Consider the following 24,446-nt stretch of genomic DNA (forward strand, 5'->3'; position numbering starts at 1 on the left):
GTCGCCGGTCCTCGTCGCGTCCCGGCCGCCCGTCGTTCGGAGGCGAAGCGGACCCGATTTCGGTGTTTCACCGTGTTTCCGAGGTATCCGCGTCCGTGGCCGCGGGCTCGCCGACGGTGAGGTGGAAGACCGCTCGTCCGCCGTCGGCCAGCACGTTCACCTCGACGGCACCCGGTGCGTCGCCGGCGAGCAGCGGTACGTCCGTCGTGCCCGTGCCGTCCGACGCCGTGGTGATCCGGACGGGAGAGCCGCCGTGGAAGTCGGTGCCCGTCCCCATCGGGTCGTCGACGAAGAAACTCACCATTCTGCCGCCTGCCGGGTCCGCGCCGTCCGCGGCGTGAACGGAGAGCGAGGAGAACTCCGCCCCCGGGGTCACGCTCTGTCCGTCTCCCGCGATCAGTGTCAGCTCCACGAGGTTGACCTCCTCATCGGATCGTCGCCCCAGGCGTCTGCGAGTCGATGCCGCCGCCCTTGCGGGGCACCAGGGCAGCGGCGGATGCCCGAGCTGGGTACCCGCCGGTGACGGACGCATGCGCTCTGTCCGAACGGGATGCGGTCGCGCGGTCGATCGCGCCACCCCGGCGGGCGGACGCCGAGCGCCTCGGTCCGAAGGTGGGGCACGGCCGGTATCACGGTCCCCACTGCACTCGCCCGTCGCACGCGGCAGAGCGGGACCGGGACTGCCCCGAAGCGAAGCGCGGAGGGCCGGCGCCGAACGTCAGGCGACGGCGGGCGCCGGTGCGGTGGTGGGCGGCGGGTCGCCGTCCCGCAGGGACGCCAGGAGGTCCGCGAGACCCCCGGGCGCCCGCCCGCGCAGACGGGCCGCGGTGTGCACGGGATACAGGTCCGTTCGGGCTATGCGACACCCCGCGTCGAGCAGGCGGTGGACGAGGTCGTGGTCCTCTCCGCTGGGCAGGGGCGCGAAGCCGCCGACCCGCGTGTACGAAGCGGCAGACACCCCGAGATGCGCGCCGTGGACGTGCGGGTGCCGCCACGCCTTGCCCGTCTTCTCGGCGTGGCCGCGGGTTCGGAAGTACTCGGCGTCGTGGAGTGCGACGTGGCGCGCGCCGGGCCTGGTGGGGGACAACCTCACGGTGCCCAGCACGGCGTCGTAGCCGCGCCACGCCCAGGTCAGCTGGTGGGCGATCCATTCCACGGGGACGGTGGTGTCGGCATCGGTCATGGCGAGCCACACGTCCGGGCCCGCATCGGCCAGCAGATCAAGCGCGCGCTCGATGCCGGCCGCCCGCGCGGCTCCGACGTTGCCGTGCCGGGTCTCGACGACATGAGCGTCCTCGTTACGGGCCAGAGCGGCGGTGGCGTCCGTACAGGCGTCCGCCGTCACCACCGTGGCCACGGGCAGGGCCACTCGGGTCGCGGCGGCGCGCACACTGCGCAGGCAGGCACGGATACGGTCACCCTCGTCGTGCGCCGGGATCACGACGGCGACAGCGCGGGGCGTCACACCAGCCCCTCGGCGCGGGCAGGAGAGAGGGCCGGTCCGGGAACGGCGTGGCGCTCGTGGACGGTGAGGGTGAAGTCGGGGTCGTCGTAGCGCGCGAGCAGGCCCAACCCGGTCAGGTCGCCGATGCGGTCCGCCACGTCACGGCCCGTGCAGGTGTGCTCGGTCACCTCGTGGTTCCAGTGCACGGCGACGAGGTGACCTCCCTCGACCAGGCTCTCCTCGCTCGCGCGGAGAAGTCTCCTGGCCGTGGGGACATCGAAGTAGTAGACGAGTTCCGACAGCACGATCAGATCGAAGGAACCCTCGGGCCACTGATCGGGCACGGCGATATCGCTCACCGTGACATGGCCGACCGCGGCGGTGCGGCGCGTCGCGGTCTCCACGGCCGACGCGGACCGATCCGCAGCCAGCAGTCGCTCGCACCGTGCAGCCAGCAGCTCGGTCAGGACTCCGACCGAGCAGCCGGGCTCGAAGGCCCGCTGATAGCGGGGACGGGGCAGGGACGCCAGGGTCAGGTCGTACTTTCGATGGTCGTACCACCGCTCCCCCAGCGCCCACGGGTCCGCCGCACGCGCGTACTGCGCGTCGAAGTACTCGGCGGGCGTGTTCATCGGATCACCGTCTCGAAGGCGCGCGTGTGATGGTCGATTTCCTCGGTGGTCAGCACCGGCGCGCCTGACGGTCCGCGGGGCTCCAACTGGCTGGCGAATCGAGACACCGCCGCTGTCTTGCGGGCGATCGCGGCAGGCGGGAGGGGAAGCACCGCCGCTCGGTGCCAAGGGACTCGGACGTCTCCTGGGCGGGCCCAGTGCCACATCCACACCGGGTAGGACCACAGCGGCGTCGATCGCTCGCGGCAGGCCCGGCGGGCCGCCCGGCCCGCGGCCTCGTGGTCGCTGTGCAGATCCCTCTCCCAGGGAGAGACGCACAACCGCGCCCCCACGGCGTCCAGGGTTTCACCGATCACCGCCACGGCAGCGTCCTCCACGCGGTCCAGGCCGGTGTCGGGGAGCCCGGCGCACACGGGCGCGGGAAGCACACCCAGTGCCGACAGCGCCGCAGTCAGCTCACCGTGCCTGCGATGCCCCAGCCCGGCGCGCTCGTGCGGCGGCAACGGGCCGTGCGAGGCCTCGCCGAAGGTGAGGCACACCGTGTGGACCGTCGCCCCGGCACCGATGAGTGCGGCCATGGTGCCGCCGAACCCCAGCACCTCGTCGTCCGGGTGGGCCGCCACGACGACCACGGGCCCCGCGGGCAGGTCGAGCGACGGCAGCTTCCCCGGCAGGTGCGCAGCCGACCAGACGGCTTCGGCGGTACCCGGTGCGTCGATGGCCTCGGCCGCCGTGCGTCGGGCGGCGCCGGGGATCTCCACGGGACTCATCGGCCCTCGCCCACGGCCGAGGCCGTGGTCACCAGCCGTGCCAGTTCGGCTGCGGCGGCCTCGGCGTGATGCTGGCGCACGTAGACCGTGAGGTCCGCCACCGCGCGGGCGTGCGGCTCGTCATGGCACAGCGGTCCGGCTCCGGTCGCGCGTCCGACGTGTTCGAGTACCTCGCTGCACACCTTCTCGATCAGCGCCCGCACGCGCAGGCTCCTCACGCGTGCCGCACCGCGGGTGTCCGAGGGATCGGCGTCGATGTCGTCCCCCGCCTGACGCAGGACCGTGTCGCCGGTGTGCAGCAGCATGTCCACGGAGCCGAGATGAGCCGCGGCGTGGGCGTCCAGTCGTCCCTCGGTTCCGCGCCCGTACAGCGGGGCGGCGACGGCGTGGGCGCCGCCCAGCCAACACGCCGCCACGCCGACCCCTCCGTGCTGGAAGCCGGGCCGGTCCAGATAGGCGTTCGCCTCGCCGACCGGCCGCGCCGGCACGGCCCGCAGCTCAACCTCCAGGCTGTCGCTTCCGGCCATGCCGATCGCCGGCCACGTGCCGTCGACCGGCTCGGCACCGGGATGGTCGAGATCGACGGCGAACAGCCGGTAGCCGTCCTCGGCCTCGGCGGTCACCAGAGCGTGCGTGCAGGAGGTGGCACCCGAGCAGTAGGGCTTCGCACCGTCGAGGGTCCATTGCCCGTCGGCCCGAGTCGCCCGGGTGACGGGACTTGGCGGTCGGGCGGCCCAGACTCCCCATCGCTCTCCCGGACCCGGCCGCGTCCCCTCCACCTCGTGCAGGATCGCCGCCGCGTCGAGATGGCCTTCGGCCAGCCGGGCGAGAGAGAGGTCGAGGCGTCCCAGCCGCGTCAGCACGTCGAATCGGCGTGCGGTCGCGTGACCCGGCAACGGCACGTTCGGCGCCTCACGTTCGACGAAATCCGCGAAGAGATCCGCCGTGTGCCGGCGGGCGGAGGGGCGCTCCGCGGTCTTGGAGGAAGGAGTGATCATCACGTGTATCTCCCGATGGGTGGGGCGGCCCGGGTTCAGGACGTCGGGGTATCCGGCCACGCCACTCCAAAACGACGCACCTGGGCGTTCCGCGCCGGTCGCACACCCGGCACGTCCCGGCGCCACGTCGCGTGAGCCGCGTGCCGGGCGTACCGGCCTATCCGAGCGGAGCCCGTCCGCGCTCAGCGCTTTTCGGTGCCCTGGGGACCGGCAGGCCCGCCGATGAGGCCGGGAACGACTGCCCACGGCCGACGGCAGTGGAGGCCGTGACGACGGCGGTCTCGGCGCGGGCGTGGATCACCAGGTCGGGCCCGTACCGGGGGCCGCCCGCCCGGAGGGCACGGCGTGCCGGTGCGCTGGGGGTGGCGACCGACATCAGGACGCCGAGCCGTCCGCACCTGCCGTGGGCCGCGAGAACCGCGTCGAGCACCCCGGCGGGCGCGTCGCATTCCAGAACGATCACGACGGGCCGGGGAGCATGGGCGCGGACGAGGTCGCCGATCCGCTCGGACAGGCCGTCCGTCCCTGACGGACAGGGGGAATCGGTGATCGTGAGCACGAGAACCCCGCGGTCGAGCCGGCTCGTGAGCGAGCCCCTCTCCTCGCGTGCGCCGGCGGAGGGGACTCCGGCAGATCCGGGTCCGCCGTCCGGCGACATCCCGCGTTCGCCGTTCGCGTCCCCGGCACGGCGGGGCGCGGCCGCATCCGCGCTCATCGCCCCAGAGCCCGTCGCAGCTCCTCCTTGTTCATGGAGGAGCGTCCTTCGACGTTCTTCTTGCGCGCCTCCGCGTACAGCTGGTCCTTCGTGGGGCCCTGAGCACCGCTGTGCGAGCGCTCGCCACCACGCTGGGAGGCCGACTTGGGGTCTCGTAGGGAGGTCTTGCTCGCCGTTCTGGACTCGCCCGCCCGGGCGCGCTCCTTGTTGACCGTCCGTGCGGCGATCTCCTCGGCCCGGCCGGCGGAGGCACCGCGCTTGCGCGCGCTTTCCTTGACGTGCTCGTACTGGCGCTCCCGCTTCGGGCTGGAACCTGCCGGCATGGTCTCTCTCCGTTCGTGTCGGGCCGTCGATCGCACCGGACGGCTGGACCGTATGCGCGGCGAGTTCCCCAGGTGGGCCTCTTCACGCAGGGGGCGTACGTGTCCACTCCACCCCGGCCTCCTCACGGGCGCGACCCGGGCCCGCGGACGGGCCCTGCCACGGAGGTGAACGCCGCGGGGCGGGCTGCCCGGCATGAACGTTTCCCGCCGGGCCACATGGATACCCGCCAGGCGAAGCGCGAGAGCGCACTCCCGCGGCGCGGACCGGACCCGTGCACCGCGGTCGTCGCGCTTCCCCGCCGTCTTCGGGGCGGCCGGTCGAGCAAGCTCTGCCGGCCCCAAGGACGCCGCTCGCCCCGCACGTCGACGAGCCCCGCCAGATCGGATCGGCACAGCAAGCACCATCCATGCCGGAGGTAGCACGTGAAGCGACATCTCCCCCTGCCCGCACCTCCGGGACCGCACAGCCTCCGCGGGTACGCGCTCATCGCCGACGGTGAACGCGGGGCGCTCGTCGGACCGTACGGCGACATCGCCTGGATGTGCGCTCCGCGCTGGGATTCCGACGCGGTGTTCGACACGCTCGTCGGCGCTGCGGGGCACTACACGGTTCAGCCGGCCGGCCGCTGCGTCTGGGGCGGCCGGTACGAGAACGGCACCCTCGTCTGGCGCAGCCGCTGGGTCACCGACGACGGCATCACCGAATGCCGAGAGGCTCTGGCCTTCCCCGGCGACGCGCACCGCGCCGTCGTGCTGCGCCGTGTCATCGCGGTCGAGGGAAGCGCCCGGATCACCGTACGGCTCGTGCCCGCCGCCGGATTCGGCGCCGACCCGCTGCGCGCCCTGCACCGGGACGACGCGGGGACCTGGACCGGCCGGGCCGGCGCCCTGGTGCTGCGCTGGAGCGGGGCGGGGGCGGCCCGCCCGGCCCCGGACGCCCGCAGGCCGGAGGGTCTGGTCCTCGACCTCACGCTGAAGCCCGGTGAGCACCACGACCTGGTCCTGGAACTCTCCGACACACCGCTCGCCGAACCGGTCGACCCGGACCGGGCCTGGGAGGCCACCGAGGCCGCCTGGGCCCGCCAGGTGCCGCGGCTGGAGACGACCCTGGCGCCCGGGGACGCCCGGCACGCGTACAGCGTGATGCGCGGCCTCACCAGCGCCTCCGGGGGGATGGTCGGCGCGGCCACCACCAGTCTCCCGGAGCGGGCCGAGGCGGGACGCAACTACGACTACCGCTACGTGTGGATCAGGGACCAGTGCTACGCGGGGCAGGCCGCCGCCGCGGCGGGCGGCAGCCCGCTGCTGGACGAGGCGGTCCGATTCGTCTCCGCCCGCCTCCACGAGGACGGCGCACGGATGATGCCCGCCTACACGACGACGGGGGCCCGCGTGCCCGACCAGCGCACCCTCGGCCTGCCCGGCTACCCCGGGGGCTACGACCGGGTCGGCAACTGGGTGAACCGGCAGTTCCAGCTCGACGCCTTCGGCGAGGCCCTGCTGCTGCTCGCCGCGGCGGCCCGGCACGGACGGCTCGACACCACCGGCTGGCGAGCCGTGGACATCGCCGCCGGCGCCGTCGCCGAGCGGCACGACGAGCCCGACGCGGGCATCTGGGAACTCGACGACCGGCCGTGGACGCACAGCCGCCTGATCTGCGCAGCCGGTCTGCGGGCCGTGGCACGAACCGCCCCCTCTCCGGACCGCGCCAACACCTGGTCGGCACTGGCCGACCGCATCGTCGCCGGGACGGCCGCCACGAGTCTGCATCCCACAGGTCGCTGGCAGCGCGCACCCGACGACCCGGCCCTCGACGCCGCCCTCCTCATGCCCGCGCTGCGTGGAGCACTCCCGGCGGACGACCCGCGGACCGTCCGCACGCTGGACGCCTACCTCGCGGACCTCACCGACGACCACTACGCCTACCGCTTCCGGCACGACCAACGGCCGCTCGCGGAGGCCGAGGGCGCCTTTCTGCTGTGCGGTCACGCGGTCGCCCTCGCACTGGACCAGCAGGGCCGCCACGACCAGGCCCTGCGCTGGTTCGAGCGCAACCGGGCGGCCTGCGGGCCCCCCGGTCTGTTCACCGAGGAGTACGACGTCGGCCAGCGCCAGCTGCGGGGCAACCTCCCGCAGGCCTTCGTGCACGCGCTGATGCTCGAAACCGCAGCGACGCTCGCCCACCCCTGAACCGCCGCTACGCCGGCCCCCTGACACGCCACCCGCCCCCAACGAAAAGGGAGTCACCCACCATGAACCGGACCCGGACCGTCGTCATCACCGGTGCCAGCGCGGGCATCGGCCGCGCCACCGCCCGCGCGTTCGGCGCACGCGGCGCGAACGTCGTCCTCCTCGCCCGCGGTGAAAGCGGACTCAAGGCAGCCGCCCGTGAAGTCGAGGACGCCGGAGGACGCGCCTTGGCCGTGCCCACCGACACGGCCGACGCCGCTCAGGTCGAGGCGGCCGCCGATGCCGCAGTCGAGGAGTTCGGCACCCTCGACGTCTGGGTCAACGTCGCCTTCTCCTCGGTCTTCGCCCCCTTCACCGAGATCACCGCCGAGGAGTACGAGCGGGTCACCCAGGTGAGCTACCTGGGCTTCGTCAACGGCACACGCTCGGCGCTGGCCCGCATGCTGCCGCGCGACGAGGGAACCATCGTGCAGGTCGGCTCCGCCCTCGGCTTCCGGTCCATTCCACTGCAGTCCGCCTACTGCGGCGCCAAGCACGCGGTCAACGGCTTCACGTCGTCCGTGCGCACCGAACTCCTCCACCAGGGCAGCAACGTGAAGATCACGATCGCCCAGATGCCGGCCGTCAACACCCCGCAGTTCTCGTGGGTCCTGTCCCGGCTGCCCCGGCGCCCCCAGCCGGTTCCGCCCATCTACCAGCCCGAGGTCGCCGCCCGTGCCGTCCTCCACGCGGCCGACCACCCCGGCCGCAAGCAGTACTACGTCGGCCTCAGCACCGTCGCCACCGTCTGGGGAGACAAGATCGCTCCGGCCCTGCTCGACCGCTACCTCGCGCGCACCGGCTACGACTCCCAGCAGACCTCCGAGCGGGAGGACCCTGACCGCCCGCACAACCTGTGGGAGCCCCTCGACGGCGCCGCGGGCCGCGATCACGGCGCCCACGGCTCCTTCGACGACCGGGCCCACGGTCGCTCCCCGCAACTCCTGTTCTCGCGTCACCCCGCCCTCGCGACGGCGCTGACCACCGGTGCGCTCGCGGCGACCACCGGGCTGGCCGCACGCGGTCTGCGAAGTCTGCGCAAGTAGGACCACGGACGCGCGGAGCACCCACCGGCCCCGTGCTCGGGCGCGCCGGCACCCTCGGACGCCCGACGTCGTCGCGCTGCCCGAGTCGCCGCCCTCTGCCACGATGGCCCCAGACGAACGCCCCGAGGCGACCGGTGGGCCACGGGTGGGGTGCGCCTGAACCGGGCACCGGGACCGACGCGGAACGTGAGGGAGAGCGGATGGGCAAGCCCGGCAGGATCGTCGGTCCGCGCGTCCTCAGCGCGCGGCTGTGGCCGCTGCCGGCCTGCGGGGTCGTCCTCGCCGTCGTCGCGGGCATCGCGCTGCCGCACCTGGACGCCCGCCTGAAGCACCGTCTTCCGTCCTGGCTGAGCAGCAACCTGTTCGAAGGGGGCGCCGGCGCGGCGCGGGCGGTGCTGGAGACGATCGCGGGCTCGCTCGTCAGCGTGACGGCACTGACGTTCTCGCTCACGGTGGTGACGCTCCAGCTGGCCAGCAGCCAGTTCTCCCCCCGCCTGCTGCGCACGTTCACCCGCGACCGGTTCGTGCAGGCGACCCTCGCGCTGTTCCTCGGAACGTTCACCTACGCGCTGACCGTGCTGCGCGCCGTCCGTACCGTGGAGGGCGGCGGGGGGCCGGTGGTTCCCCAACTGTCGGTCTCGGTGGCCTTCGTCCTGGCCCTCGCAAGCGTGCTGGCCCTCGTGCTGTTCCTCGCGCATCTCACCCGGGAGATCCGCGTCGAGACGATGCTGCGCAACGTGCACGCCGCCGCCGGCCGCACCGCCCGGCGGCTGCTCCCCGAACGCGAGGAGTCCGACACCGAGGAGCGCGACGGACGCCTGCTCCCACCGGCGCACGCCCTGCCGGTCCTGGCGGCGGACTCCGGATTCCTGACCTGGGTGGACGACGAGGCCCTTGTGGCCGCCGCCGTCGACGCCGACGCCCTCCTGCGCATCGACGTCTCCCCCGGCAGCTCCCTGATCGAGGGGACGCCGGTGGGCGCGATCTGGCCCCGCGCCTCGGGCGCCCTCCCCGACGACCGCGACGGTCTGCTGCGGCGCGTCACCGCGGCGCTCACCACGGGCCCCGAACGAACCGAGGCCCAGGACGTCGCCTTCGGGCTGCGTCAGCTGACCGACGTGGCCGTCAGGGCCCTCTCCCCCGGTGTCAACGACCCGACCACCGCCGTCCACGCCCTGTCCCACGCGTCGGCCCTGCTGTGCGATCTCGCCGGGCGGGACCTCGGCCCGCGCCTGCTGCGGGACGACCGGCAGCGAGTGCGGGTCGACGTCGACGGCCCGGACCTGGCCGAGCTCCTCGATCTCGTGGTGTCCCAGCCGCGCCGGTACGGCGCAAGCGAGCCGGAAGTGCTGGCGCGCCTGACCGGGCTGCTGCGGGAACTCGCCTGGTGTGCCCCGCCCGACCGGCACGCGCCCCTCCGCGGTCAGCTCGCGCGGCTGCGCGCGACGGTGGCCGCGCAGGACTTCGACGACGCCGAACGCGGCCATCTCGCCCACCTGGCCGACGAGGTGGACCAGGCACTGGCGGGACGATGGACGGGCCGGGGCTCCTCGTCTTCCTGAGCTACGCCGACCCTGCCTGCCCAGGGACGATGCCGCGAACGCCGGTCCCCGCGGCGGCCTGCGCGCGACCGGGGCCCTCGGCGGCATACCGAGGCCTGGACCGGTGACGGTTCGCCCCGCTCACCGGACGCCTCCCGCGAGCACCCCGGCGTAACCGCCTGCCCCCTCCAACTCCCCCGGGGACCCGGTGAAGACCTTGCGTGAGGCACACAGGACCGTCACGGAGTCGCAGCAGGCACGCACGTCCTCCATGAGGTGGGTGGCCAGGACCACGGTCGTGGTGGCGCTCACGTGCCGGAGCAGGGCGTGGAAGCGGTCCCTCTCGGCGGGGTCGAGACCGGTGGTCGGTTCGTCGAGCAGAAGCAGCCCGGGACTGTTCACCAGGGCCTGGGCGATGCCGACCCGGCGCTGCGTTCCGCCGGAGAGCGTGCGGTACTTCGCGTTCAGGTGCGGGGTCAGGCCGACCTGGTCCGCTGCGCGTTCCACGGCTTCGAGGGCGCCGCGGCCGGGCATGTCCTTGAGCCAGGCGGCATAGTTGAGACACTCGTACACGGTGAAACCGCGATACATGCCGAACGTCTGGGGCAGATAGCCGAGCCGACGGCGGATCTCCATCCGTTCGGCGGGACGGCGCGGGTCGCGCCCCAGCAGCTGCAGCTCCCCTTCCACCGCGGCGTCAGCCGTGGCCAGGACCCGCAGAAGGGAACTCTTGCCCGCGCCGTTGGGCCCGAGGAGGGCGTGGACGCCGTGCTCCAGGTGCAGATCGAGGCTGTCGACGGCGGTGGTGCGGCGGTGCCGCACGGTCAACCGGGTGGCGCTGATCAACGGGACCTCAGATCGTTGAAGGAGTGGCGGCGGAGTACGAGCAGGGCGCTCACCACGCCGGAGGCCGCCCCCCAGACGAACTGCGCGCCGCCGTCCAGCACGTTCTGGAGCACGTTGAGCAGGACGGTTCTGAAGGAGGTGACCCTGCCGTCCCGGCGCATGGACAGTTGGGCGATGGCGGTGATGAGCACGAGCCACGTACCGCTCGTCACGGCCGCGGCCAGCGGACAGCCGATGTAGGAGCCGAGGAGCAGCGTGAGGAGTGTCAGTCCCAGACTGGGCACCAGCCAGGCGGCCGCCCACGCCGAGACACCCGCACCTGCCACCGCCGCGGCGGTGAGGAGGGGAAGGCAGATGGCGAGGACGACGCCGGTGCGCAGCATCAGCAGCCGCAGTCCCCCGGCCGGTGTACTGCGGATCACCGGCGCGAACGGATCGGCTCTGCCGCCGTAGCTGACCGCGACCCAGGTCAGGGGCAGGACCGGTGCGAGCAGCAGCAGGAAAGGGAGGGAATCCTCGGCGCCGGCGGTCGCGGCGAGCCAGGCGCCCGCCGCGCAGACGCCGGTGACGGCCAGCAGCCAGGGCCAGCGCAGACCGGGGACGGCGCGCACCCACGGGTGAAGATGAGGGAGGGGGATCACGGCAGTCGTACTCCGTCGGGTTCGGGTATGCGGGGCAGGCGACTGCCCTGTTCGACAGCTGTCAGATAGCGTTCGATCCACCGCGCGCGCCTGGTTTCGGAGAGGCGGGACAGCCGGTCGGCTGCGGCAGGTTCGCCGGCGGGGCCGTGCGCCGTGGTCTCCCGCGTGAGCCAGCGGTACAGCGCGTCGGCCTCCGGCGAGGCGGCCCCGGGGCCGGAATCGGACCCGGCGACACACGCGGCGAGGTTCCGCAGGCTTGGATCTTCACGAGGCGAGAGGGCGATCGTCCACGCGGAGCGGGGTCCGCTCCTGCCCCGGCACGAATGGATGCTGTCCTCGGTCAGCAGGTAGTGGGTGGGGCCGGCGCCCTCCAGCCGGCGGGAAAGGTGTGCGGCCACGAGTTCCAGGCGCCTCCGTCGTCCCTCGTACGCGGAGGTGACGCAGACGGCCGGATACCGACCGCTGCACCGGAGTGGTCGCGCGTGGAGCACCGATCCCGGGGCGTACGACTCCGGGGTGAGCGCCATGGCCGGGATCGCCGCCATGAGTACGAGGATCAGGGCGCCCGCCGTCCTCCGTCGACGGGCGCACAGCAGCACGGCGGTCACCGCCATCGTGGTGAGCAGGGCGGCTCTGCACCAGGGCAGCCAGGCGGGCGGACCCGGCGGCGCGCCCAGGCCGGCGCCTCCCGGGACCGCGTCCCCGCTGTAGGTGAACCGGAGGCCATCGAGGGGGCCCAGCAGGGGCTCGGTCCATGGGGAGACGGACACGACCACCGCGACCGCGGTGGCGACCAGGAACACCCCCCGCAGCGGTACCGTCCCTCCCAGCAGATAGGCCAGGCATGCGAAGGCGACCAGCATCGTCGTGTCGACGGCCATCGTGTCGAGGGGCGGACGGCCGACGGGCTCCTGCGGATAGGGCGATGCCACCATGACGGTCATGGCCAGCAGGTGGCCGGCGGCGGGCCACAGGACGGCCGAGGCAAGCCCCAGCAGGTGGGGGGAAACCCGGCTTCGGGCGGATGTCGTGGCGGCCCAGCCGACGTCGTCACGTGATACCGCACCGCCTTGCCACGCCGCGAGGAGTACCGCGCTCCCCACACCGACGGATCGTGCGGACAGGGAGCACATCTCGCCGATGCGGACCCAGCCGGTGTCACGCCACATGCCCCGGGCGTACAGCCCGTCCCAGACCACGGACACGGTCACTGCCGCCGGCCCGAGCGCCATCAGGGGGCCGGCCTGACGTCGCAGGTTCGCCCGGAGAACTACGCCGAGCGGAGACCGTGGTTTCGGAAGCATGCCTGTAGGAAGGCGGTGCGGAGATGCGCGGTTCCTGGTGCTCAGGGGCGCGCAGAGGTGGAAGAGAGCGTGTGAGGCGCACACTTGGGGTTCGGGGCGGTCGGCGCGCACCTCGTGGAGAGGGCCCGCCCGGCCGCCCGGCCGTCGGTGGCACGGAAGCGGGCGTTCGCCGGTCAGGCCAGGGTCTGGGTCAGCTCGCTGCGGTCGGCCGTGTGGACGATGCGGCCGAGTGCTCCGTTGACGATGGGGAGATAGGGCGGGACGTGGCCGCATTCGACGTCGGCGACGATCGGCACGCACAAGGGGCCCAGGGCGTCGAGGACGGCCTCGTGCTGGCTGAGGGTCCGGTTGGCCGGCGCGTTGGTCCGGCCGACGAGGACCGCCGCGGCCCGGTCGAAGAATCCGGCGAGCCGCATGCCGTGGAGGTTGCGGCAGATGGTGAAGGCGTCGTCGCCGGCCGCTTCCACGTAGACGACGAGTCCTTCCGGTGCCATGTCGTCGGCGAAGGCCGTGACGTCGAGGTAGGGCGTTCCCGCCAGGTTGCACAGTGTCTCGATGCAGCCGCCGATGAGTCGTCCCTCGACGTCCACCTCGCCGTCGCCGTCGAGCCGTGTCCAGGTCCCGGCGGCGTCGAGCGTGTACGTGCGGGCGTCGGGGGAGGTGGCGAAGTCGTCGAACCCCGTGGTGCGGTGGCGGCCGGGCGGGGTCTGGGTGAAGCGGTGTCCCGACGGGGCGGCGACGATGTCGAGCCAGGACAGCAGGCCGTGGGGCACCCGGTAGGGGGTGTCCATCAGGTTGTTGCCGTGGACGGTCGCCGCACCCGTGAGCAGGGTCAGGGGCGTGATCAGGGTCGACATGTCGGAGAACCCGACGCACCACGTCGGTTCCGCCTCCCGCAGCCGCTCGAAGTCGAGCAGGGGCAGCAGGTCGATCGCGGTCTCCCCGCCCCACGGGGGCACGATGGCACGGACGGTGGGGTCCGTGAGCATCGACATCAGTTCCTCGGCGCGGTCGGCGGCGGGGGCGCTGACGTGTCCCGAGCCGTCCATGCAGCGGCCGACGACCACCTCGTATCCGCGCTTCTCGACGTCCTGGACGGCGATACGCAGGCGTTCGTGCAGGGCTTCGGCGACCCCGCTCGACGGAGAGGTGACACCGATGCGGTCGCCGGGGCGCAAAGGGCGCGGATATCGAACAGCCATGCGCCGGATTCTGGCACGCTGCCCGGTCGGTCGGCACGGCGATATCCGGGGGAGGGAAAGGCGGGGCGCTGCTGCGGGTGGAGGCGGTGCGTCCGCACGCGCGAGGCGGCGTTCCCCGGCATCGGTCGGGGAACGCCGCCTCGTGTGGGCGGTCCGAGTGCTGCGTCTCGCGGACTACTTGGGGTCGGCGTTGTACTGGGCCTGGGACCAGCGCCAGCCCAGGAGGGTGAGGGCGGTGCACCAGCCCAGGGCGATCCAGCCGTTGGCGCCGATCTCGGTGCCGAGCAGGAGTCCGCGCAGGGTCTCGATGGCGGGGGTGAAGGGCTGGTAGTGGGCGATCGGCTGGAACCAGCCCGGCATCGACTCCAGCGGCACGAACGCGCTGGAGATCAGCGGGAGCAGGATGAGCGGCATCGCGTTGTTGCTGGCCGCCTCCGCGGTGGGGCTGCCCAGGCCCATGCCGACGGCGATCCAGGTGAACGCCAGCGCGAAGAAGGCCAGCAGCCCGAACGCGGCCAGCCACTCCAGCACGCTCGCGTCGGTGGACCGGAAGCCCATCGCGACGCCCACCGCGCCGACCAGGACGACACTCAGGATCGCCTGGAGGACGCTGCCGACGACATGGCCGAACAGGACCGACCCGCGGTGGATGGCCATGGTGCGGAATCGGGCGATGATGCCCTCGTTCATGTCGGTGGCCACCGACACCGCGGTGCCCACCACGGTGGAGCCGATCGTCATCAGCAGGATGCCGGGAACGATGTAGGCGATGTAGGCGGACCGGCCGGCGCCGCCGCTCATCGTGTCGCCGAAGATGTACACGAACAGCAGCAACAGCATCACCGGCGTGAGCAGCAGGTTCAGTGTCAGCGACGGGTAGCGGCGGGCGTGCAGCAGGTTCCTGCGCAGCATCGTGGAGGAATCGCGCACGGCGAGGGAGAGGGAGCTCATCGGACAGCCTCCTTGGGCTGGGTGGGTACGGCCGTCCCGCCGGTGAGGGCGAAGAAGACGTCGTCGAGGTCGGGGGTGTGGACGGTGAGTTCGTCGGCGTCGATGCCGGCGGTGTCCAGCCGGTCGAGGATGAGGCGGAGCTGGCGCTGACTGCCGTCGCTGGGCAGATGCAGGGTCAGCGCCTCGTCGTCGCGGGCGGCCTCGGCGAGGGCGAGGGCGGCGGTCCGATGGGCGGCAGGGTCGGTGAAGCGGAGGCGGACGTGTCCGCCGGGGATCATCCGCTTGAGCTCCTCGGCGGTGCCCTCCGCGGCGATCTTCCCGTCGTTCAGGACGGCGATCCGGTCGGCGAGTTCGTCCGCCTCCTCCAGGTACTGCGTGGTGAGGAAGACGGTCGTACCGCCGGTGACCAGTTCCCTGATGATCTGCCACATGTTGTGGCGGGAACGGGGGTCGAGCCCGGTGGTGGGCTCGTCGAGGAAGATGATCCGCGGCCCGCCCACCAGCGTCATCGCGATGTCCAGCCGACGCTTCATGCCGCCGGAGTAGGCCGAGGCCGGCTTCTTCGCCGCCTCCACCAGGTCGAAGCGCTCCAGCAGGTCCGCCGTGATCCGGCGGCCCTCCGCCTTGGACAGGTGGTGCAGGTCGGCCATGAGGAGCATGTTCTCCTCGCCGGTGATCAGCCCGTCCACGGCCGAGAACTGCCCCGTCACCCCGATGACCGACCGGGCCGCCTGCGCGTCGGCGGCCAGGTCGTGCCCGCCCACCCGGATCGGCCCCGACCCCGCGTCCGGGGAGATGAGCGTGGAGAGGATCTTCACGGCCGTGGTCTTGCCGGCACCGTTCGGGCCGAGCAGGGAGAAGACGGTCCCCTCCGGGACCGTGAGGTCGATCCCGTCGAGCACGGTCTTGTCACCGTAGGACTTGCGCACCTCGTGCGCCGCGATGGCCAGGTCGGACATGAGGGGGGACTCCTTGGGAGACGGCGGGTGTGATGTCGCGGGGGTCAGTTGCTGCGGGCGGTGATGTCGCCGTGCGCGGTCGTGGCGTGGATGCTCAGTCCGGCCGATCCGCCGGCGCTGTTCTGGAGGGCGTTGTCGATCCGCCCGTGCGTGGTGCCGGCGTCGAGGGTGGCGGACACGCCGCGGGCCGCGCCGACCGTGATGTCACCGGAGTCCGTGCGCAGCACGACCTTGCCCTGCACCGCCTCGATGATGTGCAGGTCGCCCTGGTGCGTGCTGATCTCGGCCGGGCCGCCGAGGCGTCCGACGGTGATGTCGCCGGCCTGGAGGGCGAGTCGGGCGCTCTCGGCCTCGTCGAGCTTGACGGTGCCCTGGGCGCCCTCGACCGTGACCTCGCCGAGGCTGCCGACGCCGCGGAGGTCGGCGGCGGCCGTCCGCGCCTCCACACGGGAGCCGGTGGGGAGTTGGACGGTGATCTCCACGGATCCCGAGCCGGTGCCGAGGAGGCGGTTCTTGGCGGGCGCCGCCTCGACCCGCAGCACGCCGTCCGCGTAGGCCACCTGGATCTGCTCCGCTGCCTTCACGTCACGGCTCTTGGAGGGGTTCGCGGGCAGGACCTCCACCGTGGTGTCGGTACGGCCGGCCGCGATGACCTGGATGCGCCCGGCGGGGACGTCGAGGACGGCGGAGACGGGGGCGGGGGTGTCGAACTTCTGCATCGTGCTCTCCTTCTCGCGATGCGCGCGCCCCTTCGGCCCGCGTCTTTCCGATGACAGAAACGCTACGTTGCCTTTCACGTTCAAGCAACACTGTTGTTGCGCAACATCGCCATAATTGCAGGTGAATCAGGAAAACTTGTTGCAACGGTCTCCCGTGTAACGCAACGAGGCATCAGAGCGGTCGTTGCATTGGATGCCGCTGAACGCTACCCGGTCCCGCGGGAAGGGCTTGTGCGCGCACGACATCGGGACCGCGGGAACCGTCCGCGCCGCCGTCCGGGCAGCGTCCCTGTCCGGACGGCGGCGTCGCCGGCGGTTCCGGCGGCGCGGCGGACCGCCGTTCAGCGGATCAGTTCACGCTCCCGGTCCGCGCGCCGGGACGCGGAGCGGACGCCGGTCCGGCCCCGGCCGAGCTTCGCCCCCTCGACGTCCAGATCGGGCAGGATCACGTCGAGCCACCTCGGCAGCCACCACGCCTTGGCGCCCAGCAGGGCGAACAGAGCGGGAACGATGGCCATGCGGACGACGAAGGCGTCGAAGAGCACGGCGGAGGCCAGCGCGAAGCCCATCATCTTCACCAGGTCGTTGTCCTCGGCGATGAAGCCGGAGAACACGCTGATCATGATGACGGCCGCCGCCGCGACGACCCGTCCTCCGTAGCGGAAGCCGGTGACGACCGCCTCGGCCGGAGAAGCTCCGTGCACGTACGCCTCGCGCATCCGGCTGACCAGGAAGACCTCGTAGTCCATGGCCAGCCCGAACACCACGCCGATCATCAGGATCGGCATGGTGCTGACGACGGGACCGGGCTGGTCGACACCGAACAGGTCCGCGAGATGGCCCTGCTGAAAGACCGCGACGACGGCGCCGAGCGCCGCACCCACCGAGAGCAGGAAGCCGAGCGCCGCCTTGAAGGGCACCAGGACGGAGCGGAACACCACCATCAGCAGCAGGAAGGCCAGGCCGACGACCAGGCCGAGGTACGGCAGCAGCGCGTCGTCCAGGGTGTGGGAGAAGTCGATGACCAGGGCGGTCTGACCGGTGATCAGGATCTCGGAGCCGGTGCTCCCCTCCAGTCCCCCGGCGCTCCGGCGCAGTGTCCGGACCAGGTCCTCGGTGGCGCTCTCGCCCGGTCCGCTGACGGGGACGACCGTGAAGAGCGCGGTGTCGCCCGCCTTGTTGACCGTGGCCGGGGTCACCGAGGCCACGCCGTCCTGCTCGCCGAACCGTGCCGCGACGGTCTTCGCCGCCTCCGTCGCCTTCGGCGCCTCGACGGTGACGGTCAGCGGCCCGTTGAAGCCGTCGCCGAACGACGCCGAGAGCATGTCGTACGCCTTGCGCTGGGTGGTGTCGGGGGCCATGGTGCCCTCGCCGGGCAGCCCGAGCCGCAGGTCGGCCGCGGGCATCGCCAGCGCGCCGAGGCCGACGACGCCGACCAGCAGGACGGCGACCGGGTGGCGCAGGACGTAACCGGCCCACCGGGAACCGAGGTTGGGACGCCGGGCCGCCTCTTTCGCGGCCCGCTTGGCGGCCTTGCGCTGCTTGCGGGCGGAGAGGGGCTTGCCGCGGAAGGCGGCCCGGTCGCGCCGGCGCAGGACGCGGACGGGGGCGAAGCCGAGCAGTGCGGGAACCAGGGTGATGGCGATCAGGACCGCGACGGCGACGGTGCCCGCGGCAGCCAGGCCCATCTTGGTCAGGACGGGGATGTTCACCACGCTCAGTCCGGCGAGCGCGACGATGACGGTGAGCCCGGCGAAGACGACGGCCGATCCGGCCGTGCCGACGGCGCGTCCGGCCGCCTCCTGCCGGTCGTGGCCCTCCAGTTTCTCCGAGCGGTAGCGGGAGACGACGAAGAGGGCGTAGTCGATGCCGACGGCCAGACCGAGCATCATCGCCAGATTGGAGGTGGTGGCGGACAGGCCGAGCGTGCTGCCCAGGGCGGTGATGGAGCTGATGCCGATGCCGACACCGACGACCGCGGTCAGCAGCGGCATGCCCGCCGCGATCAGCGAGCCGAACGTCATCAGCAGCACCAGGGCCGAGATCAGCACGCCGATCTTCTCGCCGACCCCGCTCATGGCGGTGTCGACCTTCACCGCGTCGCCGCCGGCCTCCACGGTCAGCCCCGACGCCCGGCCGGAGCGCAGCGACTTCTCCAGCGCGTCGTGCTGGGTGTCCGTCAGCTCGGTGGCGGTCGCCTCGTAGGTGGCCACGGCGTAGGCGGTGGTGCCGTCCTTGCTGACCGCACCGCTCGTGAAGGGATCGGTGACGCGCGAGACTCCCGGGTCGCCGCGCAGTTCGTCGACGAGCTCGGCGACCGAGGTCTTGTTGCGGGCCTCGGTGATCCGCTCACCGCGCGGAGCGCGGACGACGACGCGGGCGCTGGCCCCCTCGGCTCCGGCGGCCGGGAACTTCTCCTCCAGCAGGTCGAAGGCCTTCTGCGACTCGGTTCCCGGCATGGAGAAGGTGTCGGCGGGCGGCGCCGGCGCGGAGGACGCCGCGAAGCCCGCCCCGAGCAGGACCAGTAGCCACAGCACGGCCGTCAGGCCCCGCCTTCGGAACGCGAACCGGCCGAGTCTGTACAGCAACGTCGCCATGGTGGGGGGCTCCCGTCGGGGTCGGATGGCACCAAGTCCCGCGCAGGTTAACAAACCGCAGTGGCGGTTTCTTATGTTCGAGGTGATTCTCCGCCATTCCGGGGACGTCTCTCGAGCGCTTCTCCAGCCGGGCTCGATCGAGACCGCCGCACCGTCATCCCCCGGGCGTCGGTGCCGCGTCCGTCCGCGCCGTTCACGGACCACCGGCGGGAGACCGGGCCGAGCCCGCCGCGTACACCGCGTCCGGCTGCCGCGACGGCAGCGGCGCGTCACGGGCCGGTGCGCGGCAGTCTGCCCGGTCGCGCTCGCGGCACGGTGGAGACCGCGTCGACGGCCGGGAACAGCCGCGGCCCGAGCCCCTCGACTCGTCCGACTCTCAACCAACGCTGGACGGAACCGCGTTACTCTGCGATCACGGTCGGCCCGCCCACCGGCCGCGGCCCCCGCCACCACGCGCGAGAGCGGCGACGGACCGACGGCGCGGGGCGGTCGGGGCGCGCGAGACTCCACGCGCCCGGCCCGCCGGACGCCCCCTCCCCCGCGTGGCCCGCCCGCTCGCGGGCATCCACACGACAAGGACGGCTCCGTGAAGGTTCACCACCTGAACTGCGGCACCATGCATCCCCCCGGCACCCGCCTGGTGTGCCACGTCCTGCTCGTCGAGACCCCCGGCGGACTCGTCCTCGTCGACTCCGGCCACGGGCTCGACGACATCGCCGACCCCGGACGCCGGGTCGGTCCCGCCCGCCACTTCGTCCGTCCGGTCCTCGATCCCGAGGAGAGCGCCGTACGGCAGATCGCGGGACTCGGACTCCGACCCGACGACGTCCGCCACATCGTGCTCACCCACTTCGACGCCGACCACATCGGCGGCCTGTCCGACTTCCCCCGGGCCCAGGTCCACGTCACCGCCGAAGAGGCGCGCGGCGCCGTGCACGCGCCGAGCCGGCGAGAACGCCTCCGGTACCGGAAGGCACAGTGGGAACACGGCGTGGACCTCGTCGAGCACCGCCCCGACGGCGACCGGTGGCAGGGGTTCGCCGCGGCGCGGGAACTCGACGCCGTCGCCCCCGGGATCGTGCTGATCGCGCTGCCCGGCCACACCCGCGGCCACGCCGCCGTGGCGGTCGACACGGACCACGGCTGGCTGCTGCACGCCGGTGACGCGTTCTACCACCGCGGGGTCCTCGACGGGCGCTCCCCGGTGCCGCGCACCCTCAGCGGCATGGAGTCCTTCATCGCGCACGACGCGGCGAAGGTCCGCGCGAACCACGCCCGGCTCGCCGAACTGTTCGGACGTGACGAGCCCGGGCTGCTCATCGTCAACGCCCACGACCCGGTGCTGTTCGAACGGGCGCGTGCCCGCGGGTAGGTGACCCCGCGGCCATCCACCCGCGAGCCGCCCGGCGGCCTCCGGCCCACGCGCGGGGATGTCCGCGCCTTCGGGGCGTGCGACGGGGCGGCGGCAACAGGTCCGTCGGGGCCCTATCGCCGGCGGTGAACACGGCCGCCGTCACCCGGGAGGTTCGGGCACCGGTCGGGTCGCTGACCGGCCGAGGCTGTCCGGCCCCCGCTACCGGACCGTCAGCTCGGCCCGGCGTACCTCCGGCGCGAGCAGGCCGACTGCCGCCGCACTCGCACTGACCACGGCCCCGACCAGGAACATGGGGACCACCCCGAACTCCTCGGCCGCCAGGCCGAAGAGCGGGAAGACCAGGGGGGCGAGACCGACGTGGGACAGCGCCAGGACCCCGGCGACACGCCCCTGGTAGGCGGCGGCGGTGTTGTGCTGGACCAGCGCGATCGACAGCCCCCCGCACACCCCGCCCACCAGCCCGGCGAACCCGGCGACCACGGCCGCCCCGGTCACCGTCGGCAGCAGTCCGATGGCCCCGATGGTGAGGGAGGCGACGACGAGCGTGGAGATCTGGAGCAGTCCGGCCCGCCGGATGCGTCCCGCCAGGGACAGGCCCACCGCGCCCGCGCCCGCCCCGACGGCGAACGCGCCGAGTATCCAGCCGATCGCCGTGGGCCCGAACCCCCGCTCGCGGGCGAGGAGGAACACGCCCATCTGGAGCGGCGGCATGAACCCGATCTCGCTCAGCGCGGTCGCGAGCACCAGCGGCCCCACCAGGCGGTGCCGGCGGATGTAGCGCAGCCCGTCGGACAGGTCGCGCCACGGGCTGCCCGGTCCGGCCGCGCCGGCCTCCCGCGGAAGCGGGGCGACGCGCACCCCGAACAGCAGGACCAGCGAGAACACGAACAGCACCCCGGCCATGGCGAACGCGGCCTCACCGTGGTGGGCGAGCGCGAATCCGGCCAGCGGCGGCCCCACCGCCTTCCCGATCCTGATCGCCAGCTGCCGGAGCCCGACCAGCCGTACGACCTGGTCCGGACCGGTCAGGCGCGGCGGCAGCGCGCCCACCGCGGGCAGGAAGAGGGCGTCGACCACGCCGAAGACGAGCGCCACGAGCAGCAGGAGCCACAGGCGGGGCGTCCCGAGCCAGAGCGAGGCGGCCACCGCGAGGATGACCAGGGCCCGCAGGGCGTCGGAGCCGATGACCACCTTCCGCGGATCGAAGCGGTCGGCGACCACACCGCCGAGCAGCATCAGCAGCGCCCTCGGCACGGCCCCGACCGCCAGCACCACGCCGACCTGCGCCGGCCCGGCGAACTGGGCGGCGGCCCAGCCGAGGGCGAGGAAGTAGACGCTGTCCCCCACGATGGAGGCGAAGTACGCGGTCAGCCAGCGCAGGACGTTCCCGTCCCGGTGGGCGGGGCGCGCCGCCGCAGGTACGCCGTCCTGCGGGACGTCCGCGGACGCCGCCCGATGGAGGGCGCGCGGGACGGGCGTACCGCGCGTGCCGGAGGGCGAGGCGGCCGGCCCGCGACCGGAGTCCGCCGGCGCACCGGGCGGCACGGCGCTCGTGCCGGGGACCGCACGGCTCGGGCGGACGGGCTGAACGGAACCACCGGGCCGGGAGGAGCCGGCTCTGTCGACGTCGGTCACAAACCCGGATCCTCACGTCAAACGCCGGGCCGGGCAAGGGGTTTGCCGTCGGCGGCCGACACGGCTCGACCGTTCCTCCGGCGGAACCCCAGCGAGCGCCGGTACGCCCGGGCGCGATGAAGAGGAAGCCACCCGCTGCGGGGCGGCCGCGCCGCACGGTCGCGAGCGCGGGACGGCGGGTCGTCGCACGGCGGGCGGGTCAGGGCACCCGGCCGCCGCCGCAGCCGAGAGGCCGTCGCGCCGGCGGCATCGCGGGCTCAGGCGGGGGCGTCCGTGGGGCTCTCGGGTTTCGTGTACAGGACCTCGCGGGCCTGCTCCGCGGCACGGGCGATGCTTTCCGAGACGAAGTCCAGGAACCGGGCGATGTTCTCCAGGCGGGTGCCCGCCGGTGTACCGGGGCCCAGGACTCCGACGCCCTGCCGGGCGGTCTCCACGATCTGGGCGGTCGAGCGGGCGCTGGCCATCATGGACTGGTACCAGACGTCGTCGTCGACGACGTAGCGCTCGCGGCGCCGGTCGTCGCGCTCCCTGCGGACCAGGCCCTGGCTCTCCAGGAACGCGATGGCCTTCGAGACGGACGCGGGGCTGACCTGGAGGCGCTGGACGAGTTCGGCCGCCGTGAGGCTGCCGGAGTCGGTGAGCGTGAGGCAGGCCATCACCCTGGCCATCATCGTGGGCGCGCCCGAGGCCATGATGACGGTGGTGAGCACCTCCTCGAACTCGCGCACCGCCTCCGCGTCCCGCCCGTGGGGCTGCGGAGGAGTCGCGGCGTTGCGGGGCGCGGCCTGCTTGCGCCGGTGGGCCCGGTGTTCCGTGGCCCGGTGGGCGAGATCGGCCCGGTAGGACGTGGGGCCGCCGTTGCGCATGACCTCGCGGGTGACGGTCGAGGTCGGCCGCTCCAGGCGGCGCGCGATCTCCGCGTACGCGAGGCCGTCGGCCAGCCCCAGGGCGATCTGCCGGCGTTCCTGCTGTGTGAGCCTGCCTCCCGGCATCACGGCCTCCCTCGTCGTGCGTGACGCGCGTTGATCGAACCCTAGCGCCCCTCTTTCGGTCATTGCAACAACATCCCGGCCGCCCAGGAGAGGGACCGCAGGGCGCAACGACCCTAAGCCCACGATCTGCTGCATTGACGTGAGGGGGGCGGCGCCCGTTCCCCGGCATCTGAACGCAACGTAGCTTTTCCCATGCCGGAAACGGATTCGCCAGGGGGGCGGCGGGGTGGGAAGGGAGCTGCCCCACCTCCCCCGTTCAGCCGATGACGGTCCAGGTGTCGGCGCCGGTGAGGAGGGTGGTGAGGTCGCCTTTGCCGTCGCGTTCGGTGGCGGTGTCGAGTTGGTCGCTCATCTGGGTGTCGTAGACGGGGCGTTGAATGCTGCGCAGGACGCCGATGGGGGTGTGGTGGAGGGTGTCGGGGTCGGCGAGGCGGGAGAGGGCGAAGGCGGTGGTGGGACTGGTGGCGTGGGCGTCGTGGACCAGGAGGGTGTCGCGGTTGTCGTCGGTGACGGTGACGATGGCGAGGTCGCCGGTGTGCGGGTCGCGGACGACGCCTTGGTCGTGGTGGGTGCCGAAGGTGATGGGCCGGCCGTGTTCGAGGCGGATGACGGCCTGGTCGGCCTTCTCTTTGTCTTTGAGGGCGTCGAAGGCGCCGTCGTTGAAGATGTTGCAGTTCTGGTAGATCTCGACGAGCGCGGTGCCGGGGTGGGCGGCGGCCTGGCGCAGCACGTCGGTGAGGTGGCGGCGGTCGGAGTCGATGGTGCGGGCCACGAACGAGGCCTCGGCGCCCAGGGCGAGGGAGACGGGGTTGAAGGGGGCGTCCAGGGAGCCCATCGGCGTGGATTTGGTGATCTTCCCGACCTCGGAGGTGGGGGAGTACTGGCCCTTGGTCAGGCCGTAGATGCGGTTGTTGAACAGCAGGATCTTCAGGTTGACGTTGCGGCGCAGGGCGTGGATGAGGTGGTTGCCGCCGATGGACAGGGCGTCGCCGTCGCCGGTGACGACCCAGACCGACAGGTCGGGGCGGGAGGCGGCCAGGCCGGTGGCGATGGCGGGGGCGCGGCCGTGGATGGAGTGCATCCCGTAGGTGTTCATGTAGTAGGGGAAGCGGGAGGAGCAGCCGATGCCGGAGACGAAGACGATGTTCTCCCGGGCCAGGCCGAGTTCGGGTAGGAAGCCCTGCACGGCGGCGAGGACGGCGTAGTCGCCGCAGCCCGGGCACCAGCGCACCTCCTGGTCGGACTTGAAGTCCTTCATGGACTGCACGCCCTCGGCCCGCGGCACCAGCGACAACGCCTGCACCCCACCCGGGCCCCTGCCCGTGCCCGCGCCCGCGGCTGTGCCGGTGCTCATGCCGGATTTCGTGCCTGTGCCCGCGTCGGCGCTGGTGCCGGTGGTGTCGGCGATGTCAGGCATCGATGGTCTCCTTCGGCGCGGTGGCGAGGTGTTCGGCCTTAAAGGGCATGCCGTTGACCTGGGTCAGGGAGCGGACGTCGACGAGGTGGCGGGCCCGGACGAGGGTGGCG

At 72.9% G+C, this 24,446-nt stretch carries 21 protein-coding genes; 4 read left to right on the forward strand and 17 right to left on the reverse strand.

The genetic code is table 11. The features are described 5' to 3' along the window. Positions 1 to 67: 67 nt before the first annotated feature. The 6 genes from ACGFS9_RS23175 to ACGFS9_RS23200 form a co-directional block, all read right to left on the reverse strand. Entirely contained in the window at positions 68 to 412 is a 345-nt protein-coding gene (locus ACGFS9_RS23175) for a hypothetical protein (protein WP_393255749.1), read from the reverse strand. A 306-nt stretch (positions 413 to 718) separates the two neighbouring features. Continuing rightward, positions 719 to 1,465, reverse strand: coding sequence for a glycosyltransferase (locus ACGFS9_RS23180; RefSeq protein ID WP_393255751.1), 747 nt, complete (start codon positions 1,463 to 1,465; stop codon positions 719 to 721). Next, entirely contained in the window at positions 1,462 to 2,076 is a 615-nt protein-coding gene (locus ACGFS9_RS23185) for an SAM-dependent methyltransferase (RefSeq protein WP_393255753.1), read from the reverse strand. The genes ACGFS9_RS23180 and ACGFS9_RS23185 overlap by 4 nt, the downstream gene beginning before the upstream one ends. Then, on the reverse strand, positions 2,073 to 2,846 hold the full coding sequence (locus ACGFS9_RS23190; protein WP_393255755.1) for a PIG-L deacetylase family protein: 774 nt from the start codon (positions 2,844 to 2,846) through the stop codon (positions 2,073 to 2,075). The genes ACGFS9_RS23185 and ACGFS9_RS23190 overlap by 4 nt, the downstream gene beginning before the upstream one ends. Beyond that, positions 2,843 to 3,844, reverse strand: coding sequence for an acyl-CoA dehydrogenase family protein (locus ACGFS9_RS23195; protein WP_393255794.1), 1,002 nt, complete (start codon positions 3,842 to 3,844; stop codon positions 2,843 to 2,845). Before ACGFS9_RS23195 ends, ACGFS9_RS23190 begins: the two co-directional genes overlap by 4 nt. A 711-nt stretch (positions 3,845 to 4,555) precedes the next feature. Then, on the reverse strand, positions 4,556 to 4,882 hold the full coding sequence (locus tag ACGFS9_RS23200) for a plasmid stabilization protein (protein WP_393255757.1): 327 nt from the start codon (positions 4,880 to 4,882) through the stop codon (positions 4,556 to 4,558). A 423-nt stretch (positions 4,883 to 5,305) separates the two neighbouring features. Between ACGFS9_RS23200 and ACGFS9_RS23205 the strand changes: the two genes are divergently transcribed. The 3 genes from ACGFS9_RS23205 (at position 5,306) to ACGFS9_RS23215 (ending at position 9,719) form a co-directional block, all read left to right on the forward strand. Continuing rightward, entirely contained in the window at positions 5,306 to 7,072 is a 1,767-nt protein-coding gene (locus ACGFS9_RS23205; RefSeq protein ID WP_393255759.1) for a glycoside hydrolase family 15 protein, read from the forward strand. 62 nt (positions 7,073 to 7,134) lie between these two features. Next, entirely contained in the window at positions 7,135 to 8,157 is a 1,023-nt protein-coding gene (locus ACGFS9_RS23210; RefSeq protein ID WP_393255761.1) for an SDR family oxidoreductase, read from the forward strand. A gap of 200 nt (positions 8,158 to 8,357) precedes the next feature. Beyond that, positions 8,358 to 9,719: a DUF2254 domain-containing protein gene (locus ACGFS9_RS23215; RefSeq protein ID WP_393255763.1), complete on the forward strand. Its 1,362-nt coding sequence runs from the start codon at positions 8,358 to 8,360 to the stop codon at positions 9,717 to 9,719. Positions 9,720 to 9,839: 120 nt separating this feature from the next. On the opposite strand, the gene ACGFS9_RS23220 is transcribed toward ACGFS9_RS23215, so the two are convergent. The 8 genes from ACGFS9_RS23220 to ACGFS9_RS23255 form a co-directional block, all read right to left on the reverse strand. Continuing rightward, positions 9,840 to 10,544, reverse strand: a complete 705-nt coding sequence (locus ACGFS9_RS23220; protein WP_393255765.1) for an ATP-binding cassette domain-containing protein — start codon at positions 10,542 to 10,544, stop codon at positions 9,840 to 9,842. Then, a complete protein-coding gene (locus ACGFS9_RS23225; RefSeq protein ID WP_393255767.1) occupies positions 10,541 to 11,185 on the reverse strand; it encodes a hypothetical protein in 645 nt (214 codons plus the stop codon). The genes ACGFS9_RS23220 and ACGFS9_RS23225 overlap by 4 nt, the downstream gene beginning before the upstream one ends. Further along, a complete protein-coding gene (locus ACGFS9_RS23230) occupies positions 11,182 to 12,354 on the reverse strand; it encodes a hypothetical protein (RefSeq protein ID WP_393255769.1) in 1,173 nt (390 codons plus the stop codon). Before ACGFS9_RS23230 ends, ACGFS9_RS23225 begins: the two co-directional genes overlap by 4 nt. A 308-nt stretch (positions 12,355 to 12,662) precedes the next feature. Beyond that, the gene (locus ACGFS9_RS23235) at positions 12,663 to 13,691 is read right to left on the reverse strand and encodes a S66 peptidase family protein (RefSeq protein WP_393255771.1); all 1,029 of its coding nucleotides are present in this window, start codon (positions 13,689 to 13,691) and stop codon (positions 12,663 to 12,665) included. Positions 13,692 to 13,865: 174 nt separating this feature from the next. After that, on the reverse strand, positions 13,866 to 14,642 hold the full coding sequence (locus ACGFS9_RS23240) for an ABC transporter permease (protein ID WP_393255772.1): 777 nt from the start codon (positions 14,640 to 14,642) through the stop codon (positions 13,866 to 13,868). Further along, positions 14,639 to 15,601 (reverse strand): ATP-binding cassette domain-containing protein, encoded by a 963-nt coding sequence (locus ACGFS9_RS23245; protein WP_393255774.1) that lies wholly within the window; start codon positions 15,599 to 15,601, stop codon positions 14,639 to 14,641. Before ACGFS9_RS23245 ends, ACGFS9_RS23240 begins: the two co-directional genes overlap by 4 nt. A 44-nt stretch (positions 15,602 to 15,645) precedes the next feature. Continuing rightward, positions 15,646 to 16,320: a DUF4097 family beta strand repeat-containing protein gene (locus ACGFS9_RS23250; protein WP_393255776.1), complete on the reverse strand. Its 675-nt coding sequence runs from the start codon at positions 16,318 to 16,320 to the stop codon at positions 15,646 to 15,648. A 341-nt stretch (positions 16,321 to 16,661) separates the two neighbouring features. Then, positions 16,662 to 18,917, reverse strand: a complete 2,256-nt coding sequence (locus tag ACGFS9_RS23255; protein WP_393255778.1) for an MMPL family transporter — start codon at positions 18,915 to 18,917, stop codon at positions 16,662 to 16,664. 586 nt (positions 18,918 to 19,503) lie between these two features. Here ACGFS9_RS23255 and ACGFS9_RS23260 point away from each other — a divergent pair. After that, positions 19,504 to 20,289 carry an MBL fold metallo-hydrolase gene (locus ACGFS9_RS23260; RefSeq protein ID WP_393255780.1) on the forward strand — a complete coding sequence of 262 codons (786 nt, stop codon included), beginning with the start codon at positions 19,504 to 19,506 and terminating at the stop codon, positions 20,287 to 20,289. Between the two features lie 201 nt (positions 20,290 to 20,490). Here ACGFS9_RS23260 and ACGFS9_RS23265 read toward each other — a convergent pair whose 3' ends face one another. The 3 genes from ACGFS9_RS23265 to ACGFS9_RS23275 form a co-directional block, all read right to left on the reverse strand. Continuing rightward, positions 20,491 to 21,927: an MFS transporter gene (locus ACGFS9_RS23265; RefSeq protein ID WP_393255782.1), complete on the reverse strand. Its 1,437-nt coding sequence runs from the start codon at positions 21,925 to 21,927 to the stop codon at positions 20,491 to 20,493. A 257-nt stretch (positions 21,928 to 22,184) separates the two neighbouring features. Next, positions 22,185 to 22,919 (reverse strand): helix-turn-helix domain-containing protein, encoded by a 735-nt coding sequence (locus tag ACGFS9_RS23270; protein WP_393255784.1) that lies wholly within the window; start codon positions 22,917 to 22,919, stop codon positions 22,185 to 22,187. Between the two features lie 256 nt (positions 22,920 to 23,175). Beyond that, positions 23,176 to 24,273, reverse strand: a complete 1,098-nt coding sequence (locus ACGFS9_RS23275; RefSeq protein ID WP_393255795.1) for a 2-oxoacid:ferredoxin oxidoreductase subunit beta — start codon at positions 24,271 to 24,273, stop codon at positions 23,176 to 23,178. Positions 24,274 to 24,446: the final 173 nt, after the last annotated feature.

This window comes from Streptomyces sp. NPDC048566 (assembly GCF_043199735.1).
In the GTDB taxonomy this organism is placed as follows: Bacteria; Actinomycetota; Actinomycetes; order Streptomycetales; family Streptomycetaceae; genus Streptomyces.